20 protein-coding genes are annotated in these 18,379 nt (G+C 63.7%); 10 read left to right on the top strand and 10 right to left on the bottom strand.

Annotated features, from left to right (window positions below; all coding sequences use genetic code 11):
* Positions 1-135: 135 nt before the first annotated feature.
* The gene (locus NKI64_RS08640; protein ID WP_023684378.1) at positions 136-1,290 is read right to left on the bottom strand and encodes a PA0069 family radical SAM protein; all 1,155 of its coding nucleotides are present in this window, start codon (positions 1,288-1,290) and stop codon (positions 136-138) included.
* A gap of 150 nt (positions 1,291-1,440) precedes the next feature.
* On the opposite strand from NKI64_RS08640, the gene NKI64_RS08635 reads away from it, so the two are divergent.
* Both NKI64_RS08635 and NKI64_RS08630 read left to right on the top strand, forming a co-directional pair.
* The gene (locus NKI64_RS08635; protein WP_023684377.1) at positions 1,441-1,944 is read left to right on the top strand and encodes a glycosyltransferase; all 504 of its coding nucleotides are present in this window, start codon (positions 1,441-1,443) and stop codon (positions 1,942-1,944) included.
* Between the two features lie 252 nt (positions 1,945-2,196).
* The gene (locus tag NKI64_RS08630) at positions 2,197-3,171 is read left to right on the top strand and encodes a hypothetical protein (protein ID WP_352667571.1); all 975 of its coding nucleotides are present in this window, start codon (positions 2,197-2,199) and stop codon (positions 3,169-3,171) included.
* On the opposite strand, the gene NKI64_RS08625 is transcribed toward NKI64_RS08630, so the two are convergent.
* The 7 genes from NKI64_RS08625 to NKI64_RS08595 form a co-directional block, all read right to left on the bottom strand.
* Entirely contained in the window at positions 3,161-3,592 is a 432-nt protein-coding gene (locus NKI64_RS08625; protein WP_023726393.1) for a GFA family protein, read from the bottom strand. The two genes, NKI64_RS08630 and NKI64_RS08625, sit on opposite strands and share 11 nt — an antisense overlap.
* A gap of 124 nt (positions 3,593-3,716) precedes the next feature.
* The gene (gene moaB, locus NKI64_RS08620; RefSeq protein WP_352462048.1) at positions 3,717-4,271 is read right to left on the bottom strand and encodes a molybdenum cofactor biosynthesis protein B; all 555 of its coding nucleotides are present in this window, start codon (positions 4,269-4,271) and stop codon (positions 3,717-3,719) included.
* Positions 4,258-5,151 (bottom strand): 4-(cytidine 5'-diphospho)-2-C-methyl-D-erythritol kinase, encoded by an 894-nt coding sequence (locus NKI64_RS08615; protein WP_352667568.1) that lies wholly within the window; start codon positions 5,149-5,151, stop codon positions 4,258-4,260. Before NKI64_RS08615 ends, moaB begins: the two co-directional genes overlap by 14 nt.
* Positions 5,152-5,177: 26 nt before the next feature.
* Positions 5,178-5,363 carry a membrane protein gene (locus NKI64_RS08610; protein ID WP_023668475.1) on the bottom strand — a complete coding sequence of 62 codons (186 nt, stop codon included), beginning with the start codon at positions 5,361-5,363 and terminating at the stop codon, positions 5,178-5,180.
* A 72-nt stretch (positions 5,364-5,435) separates the two neighbouring features.
* Entirely contained in the window at positions 5,436-6,293 is an 858-nt protein-coding gene (locus NKI64_RS08605; protein WP_023668474.1) for a S49 family peptidase, read from the bottom strand.
* 120 nt (positions 6,294-6,413) lie between these two features.
* On the bottom strand, positions 6,414-7,208 hold the full coding sequence (locus NKI64_RS08600; protein ID WP_352667565.1) for a tRNA1(Val) (adenine(37)-N6)-methyltransferase: 795 nt from the start codon (positions 7,206-7,208) through the stop codon (positions 6,414-6,416).
* Complete coding sequence (locus NKI64_RS08595) at positions 7,208-7,432, bottom strand: putative signal transducing protein (protein WP_023692106.1); 225 nt, start codon at positions 7,430-7,432, stop codon at positions 7,208-7,210. The genes NKI64_RS08600 and NKI64_RS08595 overlap by 1 nt, the downstream gene beginning before the upstream one ends.
* Positions 7,433-7,653: 221 nt before the next feature.
* Between NKI64_RS08595 and NKI64_RS08590 the strand changes: the two genes are divergently transcribed.
* The 5 genes from NKI64_RS08590 to NKI64_RS08570 all read left to right on the top strand — a co-directional run bounded on the left by NKI64_RS08590 (position 7,654) and on the right by NKI64_RS08570 (position 12,867).
* Entirely contained in the window at positions 7,654-8,670 is a 1,017-nt protein-coding gene (locus NKI64_RS08590) for a polyprenyl synthetase family protein (RefSeq protein ID WP_023668471.1), read from the top strand.
* Positions 8,671-8,757: 87 nt separating this feature from the next.
* Complete coding sequence (locus NKI64_RS08585) at positions 8,758-9,426, top strand: GntR family transcriptional regulator (protein WP_023687112.1); 669 nt, start codon at positions 8,758-8,760, stop codon at positions 9,424-9,426.
* Positions 9,427-9,779: 353 nt separating this feature from the next.
* Positions 9,780-10,373: a biotin transporter BioY gene (locus tag NKI64_RS08580; RefSeq protein WP_352667562.1), complete on the top strand. Its 594-nt coding sequence runs from the start codon at positions 9,780-9,782 to the stop codon at positions 10,371-10,373.
* A 110-nt stretch (positions 10,374-10,483) separates the two neighbouring features.
* A complete protein-coding gene (locus NKI64_RS08575) occupies positions 10,484-10,900 on the top strand; it encodes a DUF1284 domain-containing protein (protein ID WP_352667559.1) in 417 nt (138 codons plus the stop codon).
* 191 nt (positions 10,901-11,091) lie between these two features.
* Entirely contained in the window at positions 11,092-12,867 is a 1,776-nt protein-coding gene (locus NKI64_RS08570; protein ID WP_023828033.1) for a tetratricopeptide repeat protein, read from the top strand.
* Between the two features lie 205 nt (positions 12,868-13,072).
* On the opposite strand, the gene NKI64_RS08565 is transcribed toward NKI64_RS08570, so the two are convergent.
* Entirely contained in the window at positions 13,073-13,534 is a 462-nt protein-coding gene (locus tag NKI64_RS08565) for a GNAT family N-acetyltransferase (RefSeq protein ID WP_023687114.1), read from the bottom strand.
* A gap of 176 nt (positions 13,535-13,710) precedes the next feature.
* On the opposite strand from NKI64_RS08565, the gene NKI64_RS08560 reads away from it, so the two are divergent.
* Entirely contained in the window at positions 13,711-14,655 is a 945-nt protein-coding gene (locus tag NKI64_RS08560; RefSeq protein WP_050589306.1) for a glycine--tRNA ligase subunit alpha, read from the top strand.
* Between the two features lie 3 nt (positions 14,656-14,658).
* Here the strand turns inward: NKI64_RS08560 and NKI64_RS08555 are convergent, their stop codons facing one another.
* A complete protein-coding gene (locus NKI64_RS08555; protein WP_352667555.1) occupies positions 14,659-14,829 on the bottom strand; it encodes a hypothetical protein in 171 nt (56 codons plus the stop codon).
* Between the two features lie 223 nt (positions 14,830-15,052).
* On the opposite strand from NKI64_RS08555, the gene NKI64_RS08550 reads away from it, so the two are divergent.
* Together NKI64_RS08550 and glyS are read left to right on the top strand one after the other, a co-directional pair.
* Positions 15,053-15,454, top strand: coding sequence for an endonuclease domain-containing protein (locus tag NKI64_RS08550; protein WP_023692101.1), 402 nt, complete (start codon positions 15,053-15,055; stop codon positions 15,452-15,454).
* Between the two features lie 425 nt (positions 15,455-15,879).
* A complete protein-coding gene (gene glyS / locus NKI64_RS08545) occupies positions 15,880-18,348 on the top strand; it encodes a glycine--tRNA ligase subunit beta (RefSeq protein ID WP_352667552.1) in 2,469 nt (822 codons plus the stop codon).
* Positions 18,349-18,379: the final 31 nt, after the last annotated feature.

The raw sequence follows: 18,379 nt of genomic DNA, 5'->3' as shown, positions 1-18,379 counted from the left end.
CGGCTCCGATTCTCCGCAAGTCCCTCCAGGGTCGAGTGGGGCAAGACCGGGAGGGCACCGTCTGCAGGCCGGGGGACAGGCCGGACGGGATTCTTGGGTCGCCTGACAGCCACGAGGGCAGGGCAGGCGCTACTCTCAGAGCAGCATCAGCTGCTCGGTCGCCTTGGCGGCGGCGACAAACTGGTCGGTTCGGAGCGTGCGCCGCTCGGCGTTGAGGCCGAGCCGCTTGGCCGTGATCTCGAAGCGCCGGCCGATCTGCCAGGCATAGGGGCCAGCGCCTTTCATCCGCTTGCCCCATTCCGAATCATAGTCCTTGCCGTCGCGCATCGAACGGATCAGCGACATCACGTGCCGGTAGCGGTCGGGATAGTGGCGCAGCAGCCAGTCCTTGAAGATCGGCGCCACCTCGAGCGGCAGGCGCAGGATCACATAGCCGGCCTCGCGGGCGCCTGCGGCGCGTGCCGAATCGAGGATGCGCTCCATCTCCTGGTCGGTCAGGCCGGGAATGATCGGCGCCACCATGACAGAGGCCGGGATGCCGGCATCGGAAAGCTGCCGGATCGCCTCGAGCCGCTTGGTCGGCGTCGACGCGCGTGGCTCCATGGTGCGCGCCAGCATGCGGTCCATCGTTGTCACCGACAGGGCCACCTTGGCCAAGCCCCGTTCGGCCATGCGCGACAAAATGTCGATGTCGCGCGTCACCAGATGGGATTTGGTGACGATGCCGACCGGATGGCCGCGCGCCTCCAGCACTTCGAGGATCTCGCGCATAATCCGGTATTGTTTCTCGATCGGCTGGTAGGGATCGGTGTTGGTGCCGATCGCGATGGTGCGCGGCTGATAGCCATCCTTCGACAGTTCCTTGTCGAGCAGCCGCGCCGCATCCGGCTTGGCAAACAGCTTCGCTTCGAAATCCAGCCCCGGCGACAGGCCCATGAAGGAATGCGTCGGCCGGGCGAAACAATAGACACAGCCATGCTCGCAGCCGCGATAGGGGTTGATCGAGCGGTCGAAGGAAATGTCGGGCGATTCGTTGCGGGTGATGATGGTGCGCGGCTTCTCGACCTGCACTTCGGTCTTGAACGGCGGCAATTCCTCCAGCGAATTCCAGCCGTCGTCGAACACATGCCGGCTGACCGGCTCGAACCGGCCGGATGGGTTGATGCCGGCGGAACGGCCGCGGTTGCGATCCGGACGGACGCGCATGCCGCTCTGTTCGATCATCGCATTGGCCATCTCGGCTCGCCCTGCTCCGAAAGCAGCAATGTCCGCACGCACGATATGTTCCATTTTGGCCCTTTCCCAAGGACTGTCGGCTGGCTGTCGAATCGCTCTGTTCATGAAAATAATCCTATTTCGTCGATGAGAACAAAGCAAGAACTTTTTCGTTGGGCCATACACAACTGGCGCTGCGCCGGGCTTTCCGCTATTCGGCTAAAAATGCTCAGCGTTCTCATCGAAACCCGGGATGACGAAGAAGGCCTTGCCCGCACGCTCGCCTCGTTGATCGGCGGCGCGGTCGAGGGCGTGGTGCGCGATGTCATCGTCTGCGACACCGGCTCGACCGACCAGACGCATCGGGTTGCCGATCATGCCGGCTGCCACTTCGTGGCCGGCGGCATTGCCGCGGGAATCAGGCAGGCGAAGGGTGACTGGCTGCTGTTTCTGGAACCCGGCGCAAGGCTGGCGGAGGGCTGGATCGACGACGTTGTCGCTCACACGGCGCGGCAAACCATGCCGGCGCGCTTTTCCCGTGCGCGCGGCAGCCGCACGCCGTTCCTGTCACGGGTGTTTTCGGGCAACCGGGCGCTGGCCGAAGGGCTGGTCATCAGCAAGCGCCAGGCCGCTGCCCTGTCGAAGAACGCGCACAGCGCCGAAGCCCTTGCGCGCGGTCTCGCCACCAGGCGGCTCGACGCCGAAATCTGGCTGGCGCCGAAGAAGTGATGTTTCTCCCTTTTCCCGTTCCCAGGGAGAAGGGTGCCCGAAGGGCGGATGAGGGGCAGCGTCGGCGTCTCATCCGCATTGGCACGGTCGCAGCACCATCCCTCTTTTTCGCCGCAAAAAGCTATTGTGCATTGCACAAAAGCTGACGCGGGATTAGCATTCCGTTGATGCGTGATATCGGGGTTTGGGTAGTGCCGGAGCGGTAAGCAAGCGCCGCGTCATCGTTGCTGCCGTTCATATCTGAGGACCCCGATGAACCTTTCGTCCCCTGACAAATCCGGCGCCCCCAGTCTGGAAGCCATTGCCCGCAACGGCAGCCTGCTCCGCCGCATTGCGGTGCGTATCCCGACCTATCTGTCCGACCTGCGCGAAAATCCCGCATGGCTGCCGATGTTCGTGCTTGCCCGCACCATGCCGGCGCGCAAGCTGCACTGGCTTGGCGCCAAAGCCGCGCGCCCCGCGCAGAGTGCCGGAGCGACGATGTTCAGGGGCGTCGACCTCAAGTCGATCGTCGCGGCGCTGCGCACCGATGGGCTGTTCTCCGGACTGGTCCTTCCGCAGGCAATCCACGAAGAGATCGCCAGCTTTGCTCAGAGCACGCCGTGCTTCGGCAATTTCGACCGCCGGCTCGAATTCATGCCCGGAGAACACGCAGAAGCCGAGAAGCGGTTCGGCCGCTCTTTGCTCAGCGGACACTATTTCGAGCGCATCCTCGGCTGCAAGGCGGCACTCGCCATCCAGAACGACCCGCTGCTGCTCGACATCGCCCAGCACTATCTGGGCGGGCAGGCAAAGCTGATCACCACGCGTATCTGGTGGAGCTTTCCGACCGGCGAGGCTTCCGACGCCGACAAGAACCTTGCCTCGCTCGGCAAATATCATTTCGATCTCGACGACTGGCGGATGCTGAAATTCTTCTTCTATCTCAAGCCCTGCGATGCCGGCACCGGCCCGCATGTCTATGTCAAAGGCAGCCACAACAGGCGCAGCCTCAAGCACCAGTTGACGCTGCTGGTCGGCCATCCGGCGCAAGACGTGCTCAAGGTCTATGGCGACGACAGCCCGGTCACGCTGACCGGCGAGGCCGGCCTCGGCTTCGTCGAGGACCCGTTCGGCTTCCACATGGGCACCGTGCCGTCCACCACGCCACGGCTGATGATGGAGGTCGGCTTCGGCGTCTCGCCGCCCTCGCGCCGCCGCTTCCACGGCGAACCGGTCATCCGCTGAGGCCGGAGCGGATCTCGACCGGCATCCAGCGCGCTTGCCGCCGGGCAATGCGACCCTCTTTGTTCTCGGCATCATAGTCCATTGGGACCGGCTCGCGGTTGAACCGCGGCCGGTCATCCAGCGCATTGACGATGACGATCGCTCTCGGTTCGCCGTCGGTGGTCACAGCAGCGACATAGACGCCGCAGTCCCGGCAGATGAGATAATCGGCGGTGCGCAATCCGAACCGGTATCGGTGCAGCCGGGCCTCGTCCTCGACCGCGACGATCAATCGCCCCTGCGGATCGGCGGCGGCGCGCGAACCATGCCGGACACAGAACGCGCACTGGCAGGCGCGGATCTCCATCTCGGACGGCTCAATTCCGGTTTCGAAGGTCAGGTGGATGTTGCCGCAATGGCAGCCGCCGCGGTGCGCGCTCATCGGATCTCTTCCGTCTTGACTTGGCGACAGACTATCCGCCCGACGACCCGGAGGAAATGACCTCTCGAAGGCGCAGCCGCCATTCTGCCTGACAAAGGCAGCACTTGGCCGGCTTTGCCTTGGTTTACGAGGCGGCCTTGCCGCGCCGCAACTGCTCGTCCAGGCGCGGCATGATCTCGACGAAGTTGCAGGGCATGTGGCGGTAGTCGAGCTGCGGTTTCAGGATGCCGTCCCAGGCGTCCTTGCAGGCGCCGGGCGAGCCCGGCAGCACAAAGACGAAGGTGGCGTTGACGACGCCGCCCGTCGCCCGGCTCTGCACTGTCGAGGTGCCGATCTTGTCGTAGGAAATGCGGTGGAACACTTCGGAAAAGCCATCCATGCGCTTCTCGAAGATCGGCTCCAGCGCCTCCGGCGTCACGTCGCGGCCGGTAAAACCGGTGCCGCCGGTGGTGATGACGACATCGATGTCTTCGTCGCGCGACCAGCCCAGCACCTTGTCGCGGATTTTCTCCCGGTCGTCGGTGACGATGTCGCGCGCGGCCAGGACATGGCCGGCCTCGGCGATGCGATCAGCCAGCGTCTGGCCGGATTTGTCGTCGGCAAGGCTGCGCGTATCGGACACCGTCAGCACCGCGATGCGCACCGGGATGAACAGGCGGCTTTCGTCAATTTTGGTCATCGGCCCCCTCTGAAGCGATGCTTCGTGTCGCGGCGACAAACCACTCCGGTTCGCGGCTGCGGATCTCGGCGGCGGCGCGCTTGGCGACATTGCCGGTCTCGAACAGCCCGAAGCATGTCGCGCCGGAGCCCGACATGCGCGAGAATCCAGATCCGGCCCTGTTCAGCAGGGAAAGCGCTCTGCCGATGGGCGGCTGTATTGCTTGCGCCGGTTCCTCAAGATCGTTGCGGGTGATCTCCAGCCAATTGCGGACGCCGTGGAAATCGAAACCGCGCGGCAGCGGCGGCAGTCCTTCATTGTCGCGTTTTTCAAGTGCATTGAACACATCGGGCGTCGAGACGGCGACGCCGGGATTGACCAGCACCAAAGCGAGCGCCGGAAAATCCGGCACCAGCGACAGCTCGTCGCCGACGCCACGCGCAACCAGCGGTTTTGCCGCAAGACACATCGGCACGTCGGCGCCGAGCGTGAGACCGATCCGGCTCAGTTCGGCCTCGCCGATGTCGAGCCCCCAGGTCCGGACAAGACCCTGCAATACCGCCGCCGCGTCGCTCGAGCCGCCGCCGACCCCGGATGCGACCGGCAGGTTCTTTTCCAGCCGGATGGCAACCGGCGGCGTGCTCTGCTGGCCGGCCTGCCTGCGCAGCGCCTCGCGCGCCTTCACCACCAGATTGCTGTCGTCGATCGGCACGGAAGTCGCGTAACGGCCCGATACGGAGAACCGGTCGGCGTCGGCAGGCTCGATCTCGACCCTGTCGCCGAAGCGGGTGAAAACGACCAGGCTCTCGAGCAGATGATACCCGTCGGCGCGCCTGCCGGTGACGTGCAGCGCCAGATTTATCTTGGCGGGCGCAAGCCACGTCCGGGCTGCGGCATCCAAACTGTCGGCTGCTGACGGGATGATGCTCAGTCCTTGGCCAGGCGGTATTCGCCGGTCTTGGGATCCTGGACCAGCGTGCCGTTGGTGCCGTTGGCTGCCTGCTTTTCGGTGCGCCGCACCTTGGCGGTCACACGTTCGGCCTCGCGGACGAAGGTGCGGTAGCCGAAATAAGCGGCTGCGCCGACAACTGCGAAGAAAATGATCTGTGGCATTTCAAAGCTCCTCCCTCGCAAGACGGCAAGGCAGACTGTCAAGCGCTTATGCTAGACGCTTTCCCCGCTTTTTCAAAGCCCGAAGCGCGCCCACAATGCGCGCTCTTCCGCCGCATCGATCACGCCGCTTGCGGCGGCGGCGGCAATATCGGGCGCTGAAAAGTTCGAGCCGAACAGGCCGATGCGGCCAAACAGGCCACGCGGCGCGGTGACCAGCCTGAGCTGGGTTTTCGCGCCGAAGCGGGTTTTCAGTACCGTGCGCATGTCGCTCAACGCATCGACGAGGCCAAGCTCCAGCCCTTTCTTGCCGGTCCAGAACAGGCCGGTGAACAGGTCCGGATCGTCCTTCAGCTTGGTGCCACGGCGTTCCCTGACCAGGTCGATGAAGGTCTCGTGCACTTCCAGCTGCAGCGCCTTCAGGCGCTCGACGTCTTCCCTCTTCTCCGGCTTGAACGGGTCGAGCACCGCCTTGTTCTGGCCGGCGGTGTGGACACGGCGCTCGACACCGATCTTCTTCATCAACTCGGGAAAGCCGAACGAGGCCGAGACGACACCAATCGAACCGACGATGGAGGACGGATCGGCAAAGATCTCGTCGCCGGCGACCGCGATCATGTAGCCGCCCGAGGCCGCCACATCCTCGACGAAGACCAGCACCTTCTTGTTCTTCTCGACCGCGAGGTCGCGGATGCGCTTGAAGATCAGCCGCGACTGCACCGGCGAGCCGCCAGGCGAATTGATCGAAATGGCGACAGCGGGCGCATCGAACAGGAACGCCTTTTCGATGAGGGCGGCGGTGGACGCCAAGGACAGGCTCGGCCGGAACGGGCCGCCGCCGGCCATGATGGTGCCATGCAGCCTGATGACGGGAATGGTGACGACGCTGGATCGCCAGGATTTCGGCAGCAGGCGGTTGAAAAGGCGTTTCACGAGGTGGCTGTCTCCAAATGGCTTCAACGCATGTAGGGATTTGCCGGTCAACGGCAATGCTGCAATCCATCTCAGCCAACTGTGTGCCGGTTTTGCGGCAACGACACTGACGGGCCTAAATCAATCGCCAAACAGCGACGCCAGTCCGTTGTTGATCATCTCGGTTCGTTCCGACGGGCCGTCGCCCGTTTGCCCATGCAGCATCAAAGGCGGGCGGATCGACAGCTTGCCGCGCGCGCCGAGCGCTGCCCTGACGACAATGCGGATTGCGGCTGCTTCCGGGCGCGGATGCACGGCCAGCATCTCGGCGTCGCCGAAGCGGCCCGACAGCGCATGGAGGAGGTCGCCAAGCTGTTCCGGCCGCGCGATGACGGCCAGGCCGCCGCGCGGCTTCGCGACGGCAGCCGCACTCCGGATCCAGCTTTCGAACAGCCCCTGTTCCATCACATGCGCCTGCCGCCGCAGCGGATCGGGCGTGGCGCGGTCTTGCGCCGCGTTGAAGGGCGGGTTCATGATGACGAAATCGAAGGAATTGTCGGCAAGGCCGGCTTGCGTCCGCGCCCGGCCCGACAGCGTGACGTCGGCGGTCAGCACCGAGGCGCGATTGCCGAGATGCGCATTGCCGGGATGGGCGAGCGTGGTTGTGGCGAAGCCTGCCATCTCGGTCAACCGTTCGACGAGCACGACCTGCGCCTCTGGGCAGCGCGACAGCACGGCAAGACCCGCCGCACCGGCGCCGGCGCCGAAATCGGCGAGGCGTCCAGAAAAGCCGGATGGAACTGCTGCCGCCAGCATCATGGCATCCATCCCGGCGCGATGCCCTGTCCTGGGCTGGACCAGCCAGAAGCGGCCACGATGGAAGGCATCGACCGTATGGGCCGGCGTATCGCTGGTAAGCGCGCTCGCTTCAGCCATTATGTCTGGCGGATTTCGTTCTCGATGCCGGCGTCTTTCAAGATGCGCCGCGCCTGATCGGCCTGGTCGGCATCGACCATGACGCGCTTCTGCAAAAGACCGATCGACCCTTCGAGAATGCTCATGTTCTGGTCGGCGACGAAGCAGGCAATCCCGGCATCGCGCATCAGCGATTCGACAAAGGAGATGATCACGGCATCGTTGGTGCGCACGAGTTCTATCATCGGACGAAGTTCGCAGGTTGCAGCGTTGATGTAAACGCCGGAGCATGGCGACCAAAAGTGTGGAGCGGTTTTCGGGCAACGGCATACGGTCGCTAAGGTTGACACGCCGTCACCGCAGCCGCGCCAATTCGCCTCTTGCCGTGCCCGTATGTGCCGCCCTAGAGTCCCAGGCGGGACCAGGGTGCCGTCGCACGCGTGATCAAAGACGGGAGTGTTTGTTGGTGGGTGTCGTTCTCAACATCGAAAACGGGAAGCGGGAACCCGCCTCCATCAAGGATCTCATCGACCTGACAGCAGCCGATATGGGGCGCGTCAACAAACTGATCCTGTCCAAGGCCGGCTCCGACGTCGAGATGATCCCGGAGGTCGCCAATCATCTGATCTCGTCGGGCGGCAAAAGGCTGCGTCCCATGCTGACGCTCGCGGCGGCCCAGATGTTCGGCTATTCCGGCGAGGGCCACGTCAAGCTCGCCACCGCGGTCGAGTTCATGCACACCGCCACGCTGCTCCATGACGACGTCGTCGACGAGAGCGGCATGCGGCGCGGCAAAAAGACTGCCCGCATGATCTGGGGCAACCAGGCGAGCGTGCTGGTCGGCGATTTCCTGCTCGGCCAGGCTTTTCGCATGATGGTCGATGTCGGTTCGCTGGAAGCGCTCGACATCCTGTCCAGCGCCGCCTCGATCATCGCCGAGGGCGAGGTGATGCAGCTGGCGGCCGCCAAGAACCTGGATACCACCGAGGACGAGCATTTCGCCGTCATCAAGGCCAAGACCGCGGCGCTGTTCTCGGCTGCCGCCGAGGTCGGTCCGGTCATCGCATCGGCGACGCGCAACGATCGCGCCGCATTGCGCTCCTACGGCATGAATCTCGGCCTTGCCTTCCAGCTCATCGACGATGCGCTGGATTATGGCGGCTCCAGTCAGGAGCTGGGCAAGAATGTCGGCGACGATTTCCGCGAAGGCAAGGTTACGCTGCCGGTCATCCTCGCCTACCGGCGCGGCACCAAGGCCGAGCGCACCTTCTGGAAGCGCGCCATCGAGGACAATGTCACCGACGATGCCGGCCTGGAAAAGGCGATCGGCCTGATGACCCGCCATGGCGCCATTGCCGACACCATCGGCCGCGCCCGCCATTTCGGCGAGATCGCCCGCGACGCGCTGGCGCCGCTGGAGGCGACGCCGCAGAAATCGGCGCTGATCGACGTCATCGACTTCTGCATCAGCCGGGTGAACTGACCCGCGCCTGGCGCCAAAGCAAGTTTGCATGCAAAATCGGGCAATCACCGCTCGACAATCGGCAGCAGTGCAAATTATCTATAAAACATGGCAAAGACCGCAGACGACACCATCGCCGTGCGCATCAGCAAGGTGCTGGCGGATCGCATCATATCGGGCGCGATCGAGCCAGGCGCCCGGCTGCGGCAGGATCACATCGCCGAGGAATTCCAGACCAGCCATGTCCCGGTGCGCGAAGCCTTCCGGCGCCTGGAGGCGCAAGGGCTGGCGGTCAGTGAGCCCAGGCGGGGCGTGCGCGTCGCCGCTTTCGATCTCGGCGAGGTAAGGGAAGTCGCCGAAATGCGGGCAGCCCTCGAAGTGCTGGCGCTGCGCCATGCCGCGCCGCATCTGACGGCTTCCATTCTCAACCTTGCCGAAGAAGCCACAAAGGCCGGCGACAAATCCCGCGATGTCCGCTCTTGGGAGGAGGCCAACCGCACCTTCCACCGGCTGATCCTGGCGCCCTGCGGCATGCCGCGGCTCATCGCCACCATCGACGATTTGCACGCCGCAAGCGCCCGCTTCCTGTTCGCCGCCTGGCGCTCGGAATGGGAAATCCGCACCGACCAGGATCATCGCGCGATCCTGAGCGCGCTGCGGCAAGGCAACACCGAATCGGCCGCGGCCACGCTTGGCCGGCACGTTCAGTGGATCGGCCAGAAACCGGTCAAGACCGCGTCGGGCAAGATGCGCGAAGCGTTTGCCATCGTCGGGTAGGGACGAAGGGACAAGTCGTCGGATTCCGCGCGTAGCGATCCTTCACACCCCCCTCTGTCCTGCCGGACATCTCCCCCGCAAGGGGGGAGATCAACAGCTTTGCCGTTGCGTTAGTCCTGCAACGTCGGCCATTGGCGAAAGCAAAGGCGACATCCGATCTCCCCACTTGCGGGGGAGATGGCCGGCAGGCCAGAGGGGGGTGCTGTCCCGCCAGCCTTTCCAAATGTCCTTTATTCGACACGCAAGCCCAAGCCTTTTTAGGGGCGAGGGTTGCCATTCCCGCGCAAATATGGATTCGATAATAGATCGAACAACAAAATTATCTATAATTCAAACCAGCCAGGGAAGCCGCCATGACCGACATCGCCTTTTCGCCCTCCAAGCCCTCCTTCAGCCCGTTGCGCCTGCAAACCCGCTCGTATGCCTGGCAAGCCGCGGCCGTCGTCCTCGGTACGCTGTTTCTGGCGCTGTTGTCCCAGATCGAGGTGCCGATGGTGCCGGTGCCGGTCACCATGCAGACCTTCGCCGTGACGCTGGTCGGCGCACTTTATGGCTGGCGGCTTGGCGCCATGACCATCATCGCCTGGCTCGCCGAGGGCGCCGTGGGCTTTCCTGTCCTGTCCGGAGGGGCAGCGGGCGCGTCGTATTTCGTCGGGGCAACGGGCGGTTATCTCTTCGCCTTCCCGCTCGTCGGCGCGCTTGTCGGCTGGCTGGCCGAGCGCGGCTGGAACGGCAACCGCGTGCTGCTCGCCTTCGCCGGCATGGTCCTCGGCAACCTCGCCTGCCTGGTTCTCGGAACGGCCTGGCTCGCCGTCATGATCGGCCTCGAACAGGCCATCGCCTTCGGTTTCCTGCCGTTCCTCGTCGGCGGCCTGCTGAAATCGGCGCTCGGCGCCGCGACGCTCAAGCTGTTTTGGAGCAACAAGGCGGACCCGGCAGGAGCATGATCCCGAAAAGTGGAGTCCGGTTTTCGGAAGAGATCATGCTCAAACAAAGAGATGGAGCCCCATCCCGATACCATCGGGATGGAACAGGCTCCGCTGGTGCGTCCTGACCGATGACCGTCCGGCTGCGCTCCCACCATCTTCTTTGCCTGCTGACCTATATCGGCGAAGGGTACAGCGCAGCCTTCGTCGCCAACTATGACGTGATCGCGAAACGTCTGGGCCGGGGCGAGGATATTCTGATCGTCTCCGGCCCCGACGACATCTGCCAGCCGCTGCTCGGCGGGGCGCAGCCCCACTGCTTGCGCGAAAGCGCCGCCGACCGGGACGAGCTGGCAGCACGCGATGTCGGCAAGCTGCTGACCCGGCCGATCCGGGCCGGCGTCCGCTTCAGCCTCGACGCGGCAACGCTTGCCGGCTTGCGCGCCGCCTTTGCAGCCGGCGTGACGCGTGAGGCCTGCCAGGGTTGCGAGTGGGCCGGCCTGTGCAGCACTGTCGCGGCAGGCGGATATCGCGATGTCAGGCTGTAGCTCCCAACCCCGATCTGCTATTGTCGGAACCGATAGTGTCTGCGTCGCCATGGTTTGTTAATCGGGTGACCCGATTGTGAATTCGGCCCGGATTGAAGCCTGACCCCAAAAAGGCCATGCTTTGTCAGGAAACATCGAGTCTATGGCTTCTCCGCGCCGACGCGGGATGGCGCTTGGCTGAAAGGGATACGATGCGGCAAGGACGTGCGCGCTGGCTCGCGGGGCTGGCAATTGTGGCAGGGATGGCGATTTCTCCGCTGCCTGCCTACGCCAAGGAATCGACCGACCCGGTCAAGATCACCTCCTTCTCGGGCGCCTATCTCGCCGCCCGCATCGCCGAAGGCGACAACGACCTCGACAATGCCATCGCTTATTACAAGCAGGCGCTCGCCTTCAATCCCGGCGACACCTCACTGCAGCAAAGCCTGATGCTGTCGCTGATCGCGCAAGGCCGCTTCGAGGAATCGCTGGTCTATGCCGACAAGCTCAAGGGAGTTCCCGACGTCGAGCGCTTCTCGCGTCTGGCTCTGGCGGTCGATTCCTTCCACAAGAAGGATTTCACCAAGGCGCAGTACTGGCTCAAGCTGTCGCTCGAATCCGATCTCGACCGACTGATTTCCGGCGTCATGTCCGGCTGGGCACAAGAGGGCGCCGGCGACCCCACCGGGGCGATGGCCTCGATCGACAAACTGCAGGGGCCTGACTGGTTCGGCCTGTTCAAGTCCTTCCACCGCGCGCTGATCGCCGATGCCGCAGGCCTGTCGGACAAGGCCGACGCGCTTTATGACGCGACCCTGACCGACGTCACGGCCGGCGGTGCCGCGCCCGAGACATGGATGCGCAACGCCCAGGCCTACGCGTCTTTCCTGGCGCGCAAGGGCAACAAGAACAAGGCGCTCTACGTGCTCGACAAGGCCGAGGCGTTCGCGCCCGGCAAGCTCGACATCCAGGCGCTTCGCGACAGGATCAGCAAGGGCGACAAGATCGAGCCCTTCGTCGCCAGTCCCTCCGAAGGCGCCGCTGAAATCCTGCTCGACCTCGCCATCGCGCTCAATCGCGGCGGCGGCGAGCCGTTCGTGCGCCTCTATCTGCAATATGCGCTCGCGCTCAAGCCAGACAGCGACGCCGCTTTGGTGCAGCTTGCCGCCGTTGCGGAGCAGCTGAAGGACGGCGAAGGCGCCATTGCGCTCTATAGCCGCATTCCAGCCTCCTCGCCGCTGAAGGAGCTTTCCGACCTGCAGCTCGGCCTCAACCTTGCCGATCTCAACCGTCACGACGAGGCGATCGCCCATCTCAAGGCATTCGTCGAAGCTCACCCCGATGACATGCGCGCCTATCTGGCGCTCGGCGGGGTCTATGCCTCGAAGGAGGATTTCCGCTCCGCCGCCACTCTCTATGACAAGGCGGTCGCGGTGCTGAAGACGCCGACCAATGCCAACTGGAACATCTACTATCAGCGCGGCATCGCCTATGAGCGGCTGAAGGAATGGCCCAAGGCCGAACCGAACTTCCTCAAGGCGCTGGAACTGTTCCCCGACCAGCCGCAGGTGCTGAACTATCTCGGCTATTCCTGGGTCGACATGAACATGAACCTCAAGGAAGGCCTGGCGATGATCCAGAAGGCCGTCGACCTCAGGCCGAGCGACGGCTACATTGTCGATTCGCTGGGCTGGGCCTATTTCCGCATGGGCCGGTTCGACGACGCCGTGCGCGAAATGGAGCGCGCCGTGTCGCTCAAGCCGGAAGATCCGGTGCTCAACGACCATCTCGGCGATGCCTATTGGCGCGTCGGCCGCAAGCTCGAAGCCACTTTCCAGTGGAATCAGGCGCGCGACCTGAAGCCGGATCCCGATGTGCTTGCCATTTTGCAGCAGAAGCTGATGAAGGGCTTGCCGCCGATCGAATCCAACACGGCGCAGGAAACCCCGAAGGTCAAGCCGGCCACCCCGCCAGCGCCGAAGGGGTGATCGGGCCATACTTCTGATGAAACGGGGCTCGCTGAGCCCCGTTTTTTCGGTTTGATGTCTTAGAGCAATTCCAGGAAAGTGTGCGCGGTTTTCCGTTCGGAATTGCGACAGAAACAAAGAGATAGAGACGCCCTATCGGGATCGTCATTCTATGGCGGAGCAAGGAGCGAAGCGACGCGGCGCAGACCCAGCGTTGGCGCTCATTCTAGAACAGCTTTCGGTAGACGACGAACCCCGAGAGATCGCCGATCTTGTCGTAGAGCTTCATCGCCGTGTGGTTGGTTTCGTGTGTCAGCCAGTAGACGCGGCTGGAGCCTGCGGTTTGCGCCCTGGTATAGACGTCTTCGATCAGTGCCCGGCCGACGCCCTTGCCGCGCGACGCCTCATTGGTGAAGAGATCCTGCAGATAGCAGTTCGGCGAAATCGCCGTCGTGGTGCGGTGGTAGAGATAGTGGACAAGGCCGAGAAGCTTGCCTTCGCTCTCGGCGACCAGCGCATGCATCGGCTCATAGGCATCGAAGAAGCGCGACCATGTCATTGCAGTGATGTCACCGGGCAGGGCGGTCTCGCCCGAGCGGCCGTAAAACGCATTGTAGCCGTCCCACAGCGGCAGCCATTGCTCGTAATCCTCTCGGGTGACGGGGCGTACGGTGAACTGGCCTTGCATGGCTGAACCTTTGTCGTTGAAGCTGGGCGAGCAAACGGCCACCGGCACCGTCCGGCAATGGGCCAGTCCGAAGCAAAGCGTTCAACCTCTCATCAAGGCGGCCATAGGCGCTGCCTTGACGCCTACCGGCCCGGCAACTAGGGAATGTCTTCTTTTTCGCGCTTTCCGAGGCCGCCGTGACGTCAGACAGTCCAGCCCATATGCACCCCAGCCGCTCGTTCCAGGGGCTGATCCTGACCCTGCACAATTACTGGGCCGCCTATGGCTGTGTCATCCTGCAGCCTTACGACATGGAAGTCGGCGCCGGCACCTTTCATCCGGCCACCACGCTGCGCGCGCTCGGGCCCAAGGGCTGGAACGCTGCCTATGTCCAGCCCTCGCGAAGGCCGAAAGACGGCCGCTACGGCGAAAACCCCAACCGGCTGCAGCATTATTACCAGTACCAGGTGATCCTGAAGCCCAACCCGCCGAACCTGCAGGAGCTCTATCTCGGCTCGCTCAAGGCGATCGGCGTCGATCCGTTGCTGCACGACATTCGCTTCGTCGAGGACGACTGGGCAAGCCCGACGCTTGGCGCCTGGGGGCTCGGCTGGGAGTGCTGGTGCGACGGCATGGAAGTGTCGCAGTTCACGTATTTCCAGCAGGTCTGCGGCATCGAATGCGCGCCGGTGGCGGGAGAACTGACCTACGGCCTGGAGCGGCTGGCCATGTATGTGCAGGGCGTCGACAATGTCTACGACCTCAACTTCAATGGCCGAGAAGGCGCCGAAAAAGTCACCTATGGCGATGTCTTCCTGCAGGCCGAGCAGGAATATTCCAGGCACAACTTCGAATATGCCAACACCGCCATGCTGCTCAGGCATTTCGAGGACGCCGAAGCCGAATGCAAGGCGCTGCTCGCGGCCGGCGCCCCGGCTTCGAACGACAATCTGCAGATGCACCGCATGGTCTTCCCGGCCTATGACCAGTGCATCAAGGCCAGCCACGTCTTCAACCTGCTCGATGCGCGCGGCGTGATTTCGGTGACTGAGCGGCAGAGCTACATCCTGCGGGTGCGCAATCTGGCGAAGGCCTGCGGCGAGGCATTTTTGCAGACCCAGGCCGGCGGGCTCGCCGCCTGAGGCTCACTTTATCATTTCGGGGGAAATGTTGATTGGCGCCGAGAACTGGCCAGACGATCCCGCCATGGTCCGCATAGCCTGCCGCACACCCGGCATCGAGAAGGCGCCATGCACCTGCGCGGCGAAACAGGCGCTGAGCGCGATGATCTGGAGAAGTCTCGATGCCGTTTTCATGGTCGTTCAGCCAATAGGTCCCTGCCTGAGCGTTGGTCGCTTCAGCGCTGCGTTTGGTTCATGGAAATCTTTGATCAAAGGACGGGCGGGCTGGTTGCGGCCCGACAGGGGGGGTCAAAATTCCTGGAAACAGCGGTCAGCCGAGTTGCCATGCCCTCTTACCACCCCCTAGATGGGGGAGGTCGCCGCGAAGCGGCGGGTGGGGGTGACAGCGCGACGTTCCATGCCAAAACTCGATCGATTCAAGCTGCAGTCTGCGCAAAGGCTTCGCGCGGCGATGACCGACGAGGAACGCATCCTGTGGCGGCATCTGTGGCGCATTCCAGTAGAAGGCACTCATTTTCGCAGGCAGGCGTCGGTAGGCGTTTACTTCCCTGATTTCATCTCCCACCGGCTGAAGCTGATCATTGAGGTGGACGGTGCCCATCACAGCTTCGATGACCAGCTGCGCCATGACGAGCGTCGAACGAAATGGTTCGAGAGCCAAGGCTACCGCGTCATTCGCTTCTGGAACCATGAAATCAAAAACGAACTGGATTCCGTGCTCGATACGATCTATGCGGCGGTGGAAGAACGAAAATCACACCTGCGTTTGCGCGATGGTGCCGAAGGTATCGGCGGCTGAGAGGTCGCCACCCCACCCCGGCGCTACGCGCCGACCCTCCCCATCAAGGGGAGGGTGGGAGCTTAACCATGCCAGACCTGCTCTTAGAACTTCGCTCCGAGGAAATCCCCGCCCAGCCGCGCGTCCGCAGCGCCGGAGGCGCGAGGACGCGCAATCAGGAAGAAGGCATGCGGGTGGAGAAACTCTGATGCCTGATCTTTTGCTAGAACTTCGCTCCGAGGAAATCCCCGCCCGGCCGCGCAACCGCAGCGCCGGAGGCGCGAGGACGCGCAATCAGGGAGAAGGCATGCGGGTGGAGAAACTCTGATGCCTGATCTTTTGCTAGAACTTCGCTCCGGGGAAATCCCCGCCCGGCCGCGCAACCGCAGCGCCGGAGGCGCGAGGACGCGCAATCAGGGAGAAGGCATGCGGGTGGAGAAACTCTGATGCCGGATTTGTTGCTGGAACTCCGCTCCGAGGAAATCCCCGCCCGCATGCAGCGCAAGGCGGCGGGCGATCTCAGGAAGATGCTGACCGACGGTCTGGTCGAGGCGGGTCTGACCTATGACGCCGCGCGCGAATACTGGACGCCGCGGCGCCTGGCGCTCGATGTCAGGGGCCTGACCGCGCGCTCGAAGGATATCCACGAGGAGATCAAGGGGCCGTCGACGACGGCGCCGGAACAGGCGGTGCAGGGCTTTCTGCGCAAGGCAGGTCTTGCCTCGGCTGCCGAGGCGCATGTCCATTCCGATCCGAAGAAGGGCGATTTCTACGTCGCCCATATTTCGAAGCCGGGCAGGGCGGCGGAAGAAATCATCGCCGAACTGGTGCCGGCCATCATTCGCGGCTTCCCCTGGCCGACATCGATGCGATGGGGGCCGGCTTCGGCGAAGCCCGGTTCGCTGCGCTGGGTGCGGCCGCTGCAGACGATTCTGTGCACCTTCGGGCCGGAGACCGAGGAGCCGGTGGTGGTCGATTTCGAGATCGATGGCATCCGCTCGGGCAATATCACCTACGGCCATCGTTTCATGGCGCCGGGTGAAATCACCGTGCGTCGCTTCGACGATTACGTGACCAAGCTGGAAGCAGCCAAGGTCGTGCTCGACGGCGACCGGCGCAAGGAGATCATCCTTGCCGACGCCCGCAACCTCGCCTTCGCCAACGGGCTCGATCTGGTCGAGGACGAAGGGCTGCTGGAGGAAGTGTCGGGCCTGGTCGAATGGCCGGTGGTGCTGATGGGCGAATTCGAGCAGGCCTTTCTTGCCATTCCGCCAGAAGTGGTCCGGTTGACCATTCGCGCCAATCAGAAATGCTTTGTCACCCGGCCGCAGGGCGACGGCGAAAACCTTTCCAACCGCTTCATCCTCACCGCCAACATCGAGGCCAACGACGGCGGCAAGGAGATCGCGCACGGCAACGGCAAGGTGGTGCGCGCCCGCCTGTCGGATGCGCTGTATTTCTGGAAGACCGACCAGGGCGATCTGCCCGATCTGGGAGAGTTCGAAGCATCGGCGAAAAAGTTCGGCCTCGATCTGAAAAAGCCGCTCGACCAGCGCATGGCCCGCCTCGACCATCTCAACGTCACCTTCCACGCCAAGCTCGGCACGCAAGGCGAGCGGGTAGAGCGGATCAAGCGGCTGGCGCAAGAGATCGCGCCGACAGTGGCGCAGTCCATCTCCCTCCTCGAGGGGGAGATGGCCGGCAGGCCAGAGGGGGTCGCTCCGGCCGCCGCGACGCCGTCCGGTCTCTCGAAGAAAGAGGGAGTTGGCGCTCCACGCGAGACGACCCCCTCTGTCGCCTTCGGCGACATCTCCCCCTCAAGGGGGGAGATTGCCGCGCTCGCCGGGCGTGCGTCGGTGCTCGCCAAGGCCGATCTCACCACCGAAGTGGTCGGAGAATTCCCCGAACTGCAAGGCGCCATGGGCCGCAAATACGCGCTGCTGCAGGGCGAGCATCCGTCCGTGGCTGCAGCGATCGAGGAGCACTACAAACCGCAAGGTCCGTCTGATCGCGTGCCGACCGATCCGGTGTCGATTGCCGTCGCGCTGGCCGACAAAATCGATACGCTGGTCGGCTTCTGGGCCATTGATGAAAAGCCGACGGGGTCGAAGGACCCTTACGCGCTGAGAAGGGCCGCACTGGGCGTGGTGAGGATCCTGATCGAGAATGGGATCTCACTGCCGCTGACATCGCTCTTCGATAGTGCCTATCAAACGGCGAGTTATCTCGCGTCTAAGGCTGGACGGGCCTTTGGCCCCGACCTCCTCGCCTTCTTCCACGACCGCCTGAAAGTCTATCTCCGCGACCAGGGCGCTCGGCATGATCTCATTGACGCCGTGCTGGCAGGTGGTGGAAGCGCGCCAATCTCCCCCCTTGTGGGGGCGGCGAAGCCGACAGAGGGGGGCGCTGTCCCGCCGACCTCTCATTCTGGCGCGCCCCCCTCTGCCCTGCCGGGCATCTCCCCCACAAGGGGGGAGATCGGCCAATCGCACTCGGACGACCTCCTGCAGATCGTGCGCCGCGTCGAAGCTCTGGGGTCCTTCCTCGACACCGAGGACGGCAAGAACCTGCTCGCGGGCGCCAAGCGGGCGGCCAACATTCTGGCCGCCGAGGAGAAGAAGAAAACGGCCATCGCCGAAACCGTTGAGCCGGCGCTGTTTCGCGAGGAGGCCGAGAAATCGCTGTTTGCAGCGGTGAATCAGGCGGAGAGAGAAGCCGGCGAAGCGATTCAAAACGAAGACTTTTCCGCCGCCATGCTGGCGCTTAGCGTGTTGCGTGAACCGGTTGATTCATTCTTTGAACGCGTTCTCGTGAATGATGAGGACCAGGCCGTGCGCGCCAACCGCCTGGCGCTGCTGGCTCGCATCCGCACGGCCACCGATCAGGTCGCGGATTTTTCCAGGATAGCTGGCTAAAGGGCAGATAAGCCCGAATACGGCGACGACA

The organism is Mesorhizobium sp. M0478 (genome assembly GCF_040321305.1).
GTDB lineage: Bacteria > Pseudomonadota > Alphaproteobacteria > Rhizobiales > Rhizobiaceae > Mesorhizobium.
Note: the sequence above shows the minus strand (reverse complement) of the source record. Positions and strands in the feature narration are given on the sequence as shown.

Coding starts and splice junctions, on each gene's coding strand:
- NKI64_RS08640 (WP_023684378.1), bottom strand. CDS start 1,290: ATGGAACATATCGTGCGTGCGGACATTGCTGCTTTCGGAGCAGGGCGA.
- NKI64_RS08635 (WP_023684377.1), top strand. CDS start 1,441: ATGCTCAGCGTTCTCATCGAAACCCGGGATGACGAAGAAGGCCTTGCC.
- NKI64_RS08630 (WP_352667571.1), top strand. CDS start 2,197: ATGAACCTTTCGTCCCCTGACAAATCCGGCGCCCCCAGTCTGGAAGCC.
- NKI64_RS08625 (WP_023726393.1), bottom strand. CDS start 3,592: ATGAGCGCGCACCGCGGCGGCTGCCATTGCGGCAACATCCACCTGACC.
- moaB (WP_352462048.1), bottom strand. CDS start 4,271: ATGACCAAAATTGACGAAAGCCGCCTGTTCATCCCGGTGCGCATCGCG.
- NKI64_RS08610 (WP_023668475.1), bottom strand. CDS start 5,363: ATGCCACAGATCATTTTCTTCGCAGTTGTCGGCGCAGCCGCTTATTTC.
- NKI64_RS08600 (WP_352667565.1), bottom strand. CDS start 7,208: ATGGCTGAAGCGAGCGCGCTTACCAGCGATACGCCGGCCCATACGGTC.
- NKI64_RS08595 (WP_023692106.1), bottom strand. CDS start 7,432: ATGATAGAACTCGTGCGCACCAACGATGCCGTGATCATCTCCTTTGTC.
- NKI64_RS08585 (WP_023687112.1), top strand. CDS start 8,758: ATGGCAAAGACCGCAGACGACACCATCGCCGTGCGCATCAGCAAGGTG.
- NKI64_RS08580 (WP_352667562.1), top strand. CDS start 9,780: ATGACCGACATCGCCTTTTCGCCCTCCAAGCCCTCCTTCAGCCCGTTG.
- NKI64_RS08575 (WP_352667559.1), top strand. CDS start 10,484: ATGACCGTCCGGCTGCGCTCCCACCATCTTCTTTGCCTGCTGACCTAT.
- NKI64_RS08570 (WP_023828033.1), top strand. CDS start 11,092: ATGCGGCAAGGACGTGCGCGCTGGCTCGCGGGGCTGGCAATTGTGGCA.
- NKI64_RS08565 (WP_023687114.1), bottom strand. CDS start 13,534: ATGCAAGGCCAGTTCACCGTACGCCCCGTCACCCGAGAGGATTACGAG.
- NKI64_RS08555 (WP_352667555.1), bottom strand. CDS start 14,829: ATGAAAACGGCATCGAGACTTCTCCAGATCATCGCGCTCAGCGCCTGT.
- NKI64_RS08550 (WP_023692101.1), top strand. CDS start 15,053: ATGCCAAAACTCGATCGATTCAAGCTGCAGTCTGCGCAAAGGCTTCGC.
- glyS (WP_352667552.1), top strand. CDS start 15,880: ATGCCGGATTTGTTGCTGGAACTCCGCTCCGAGGAAATCCCCGCCCGC.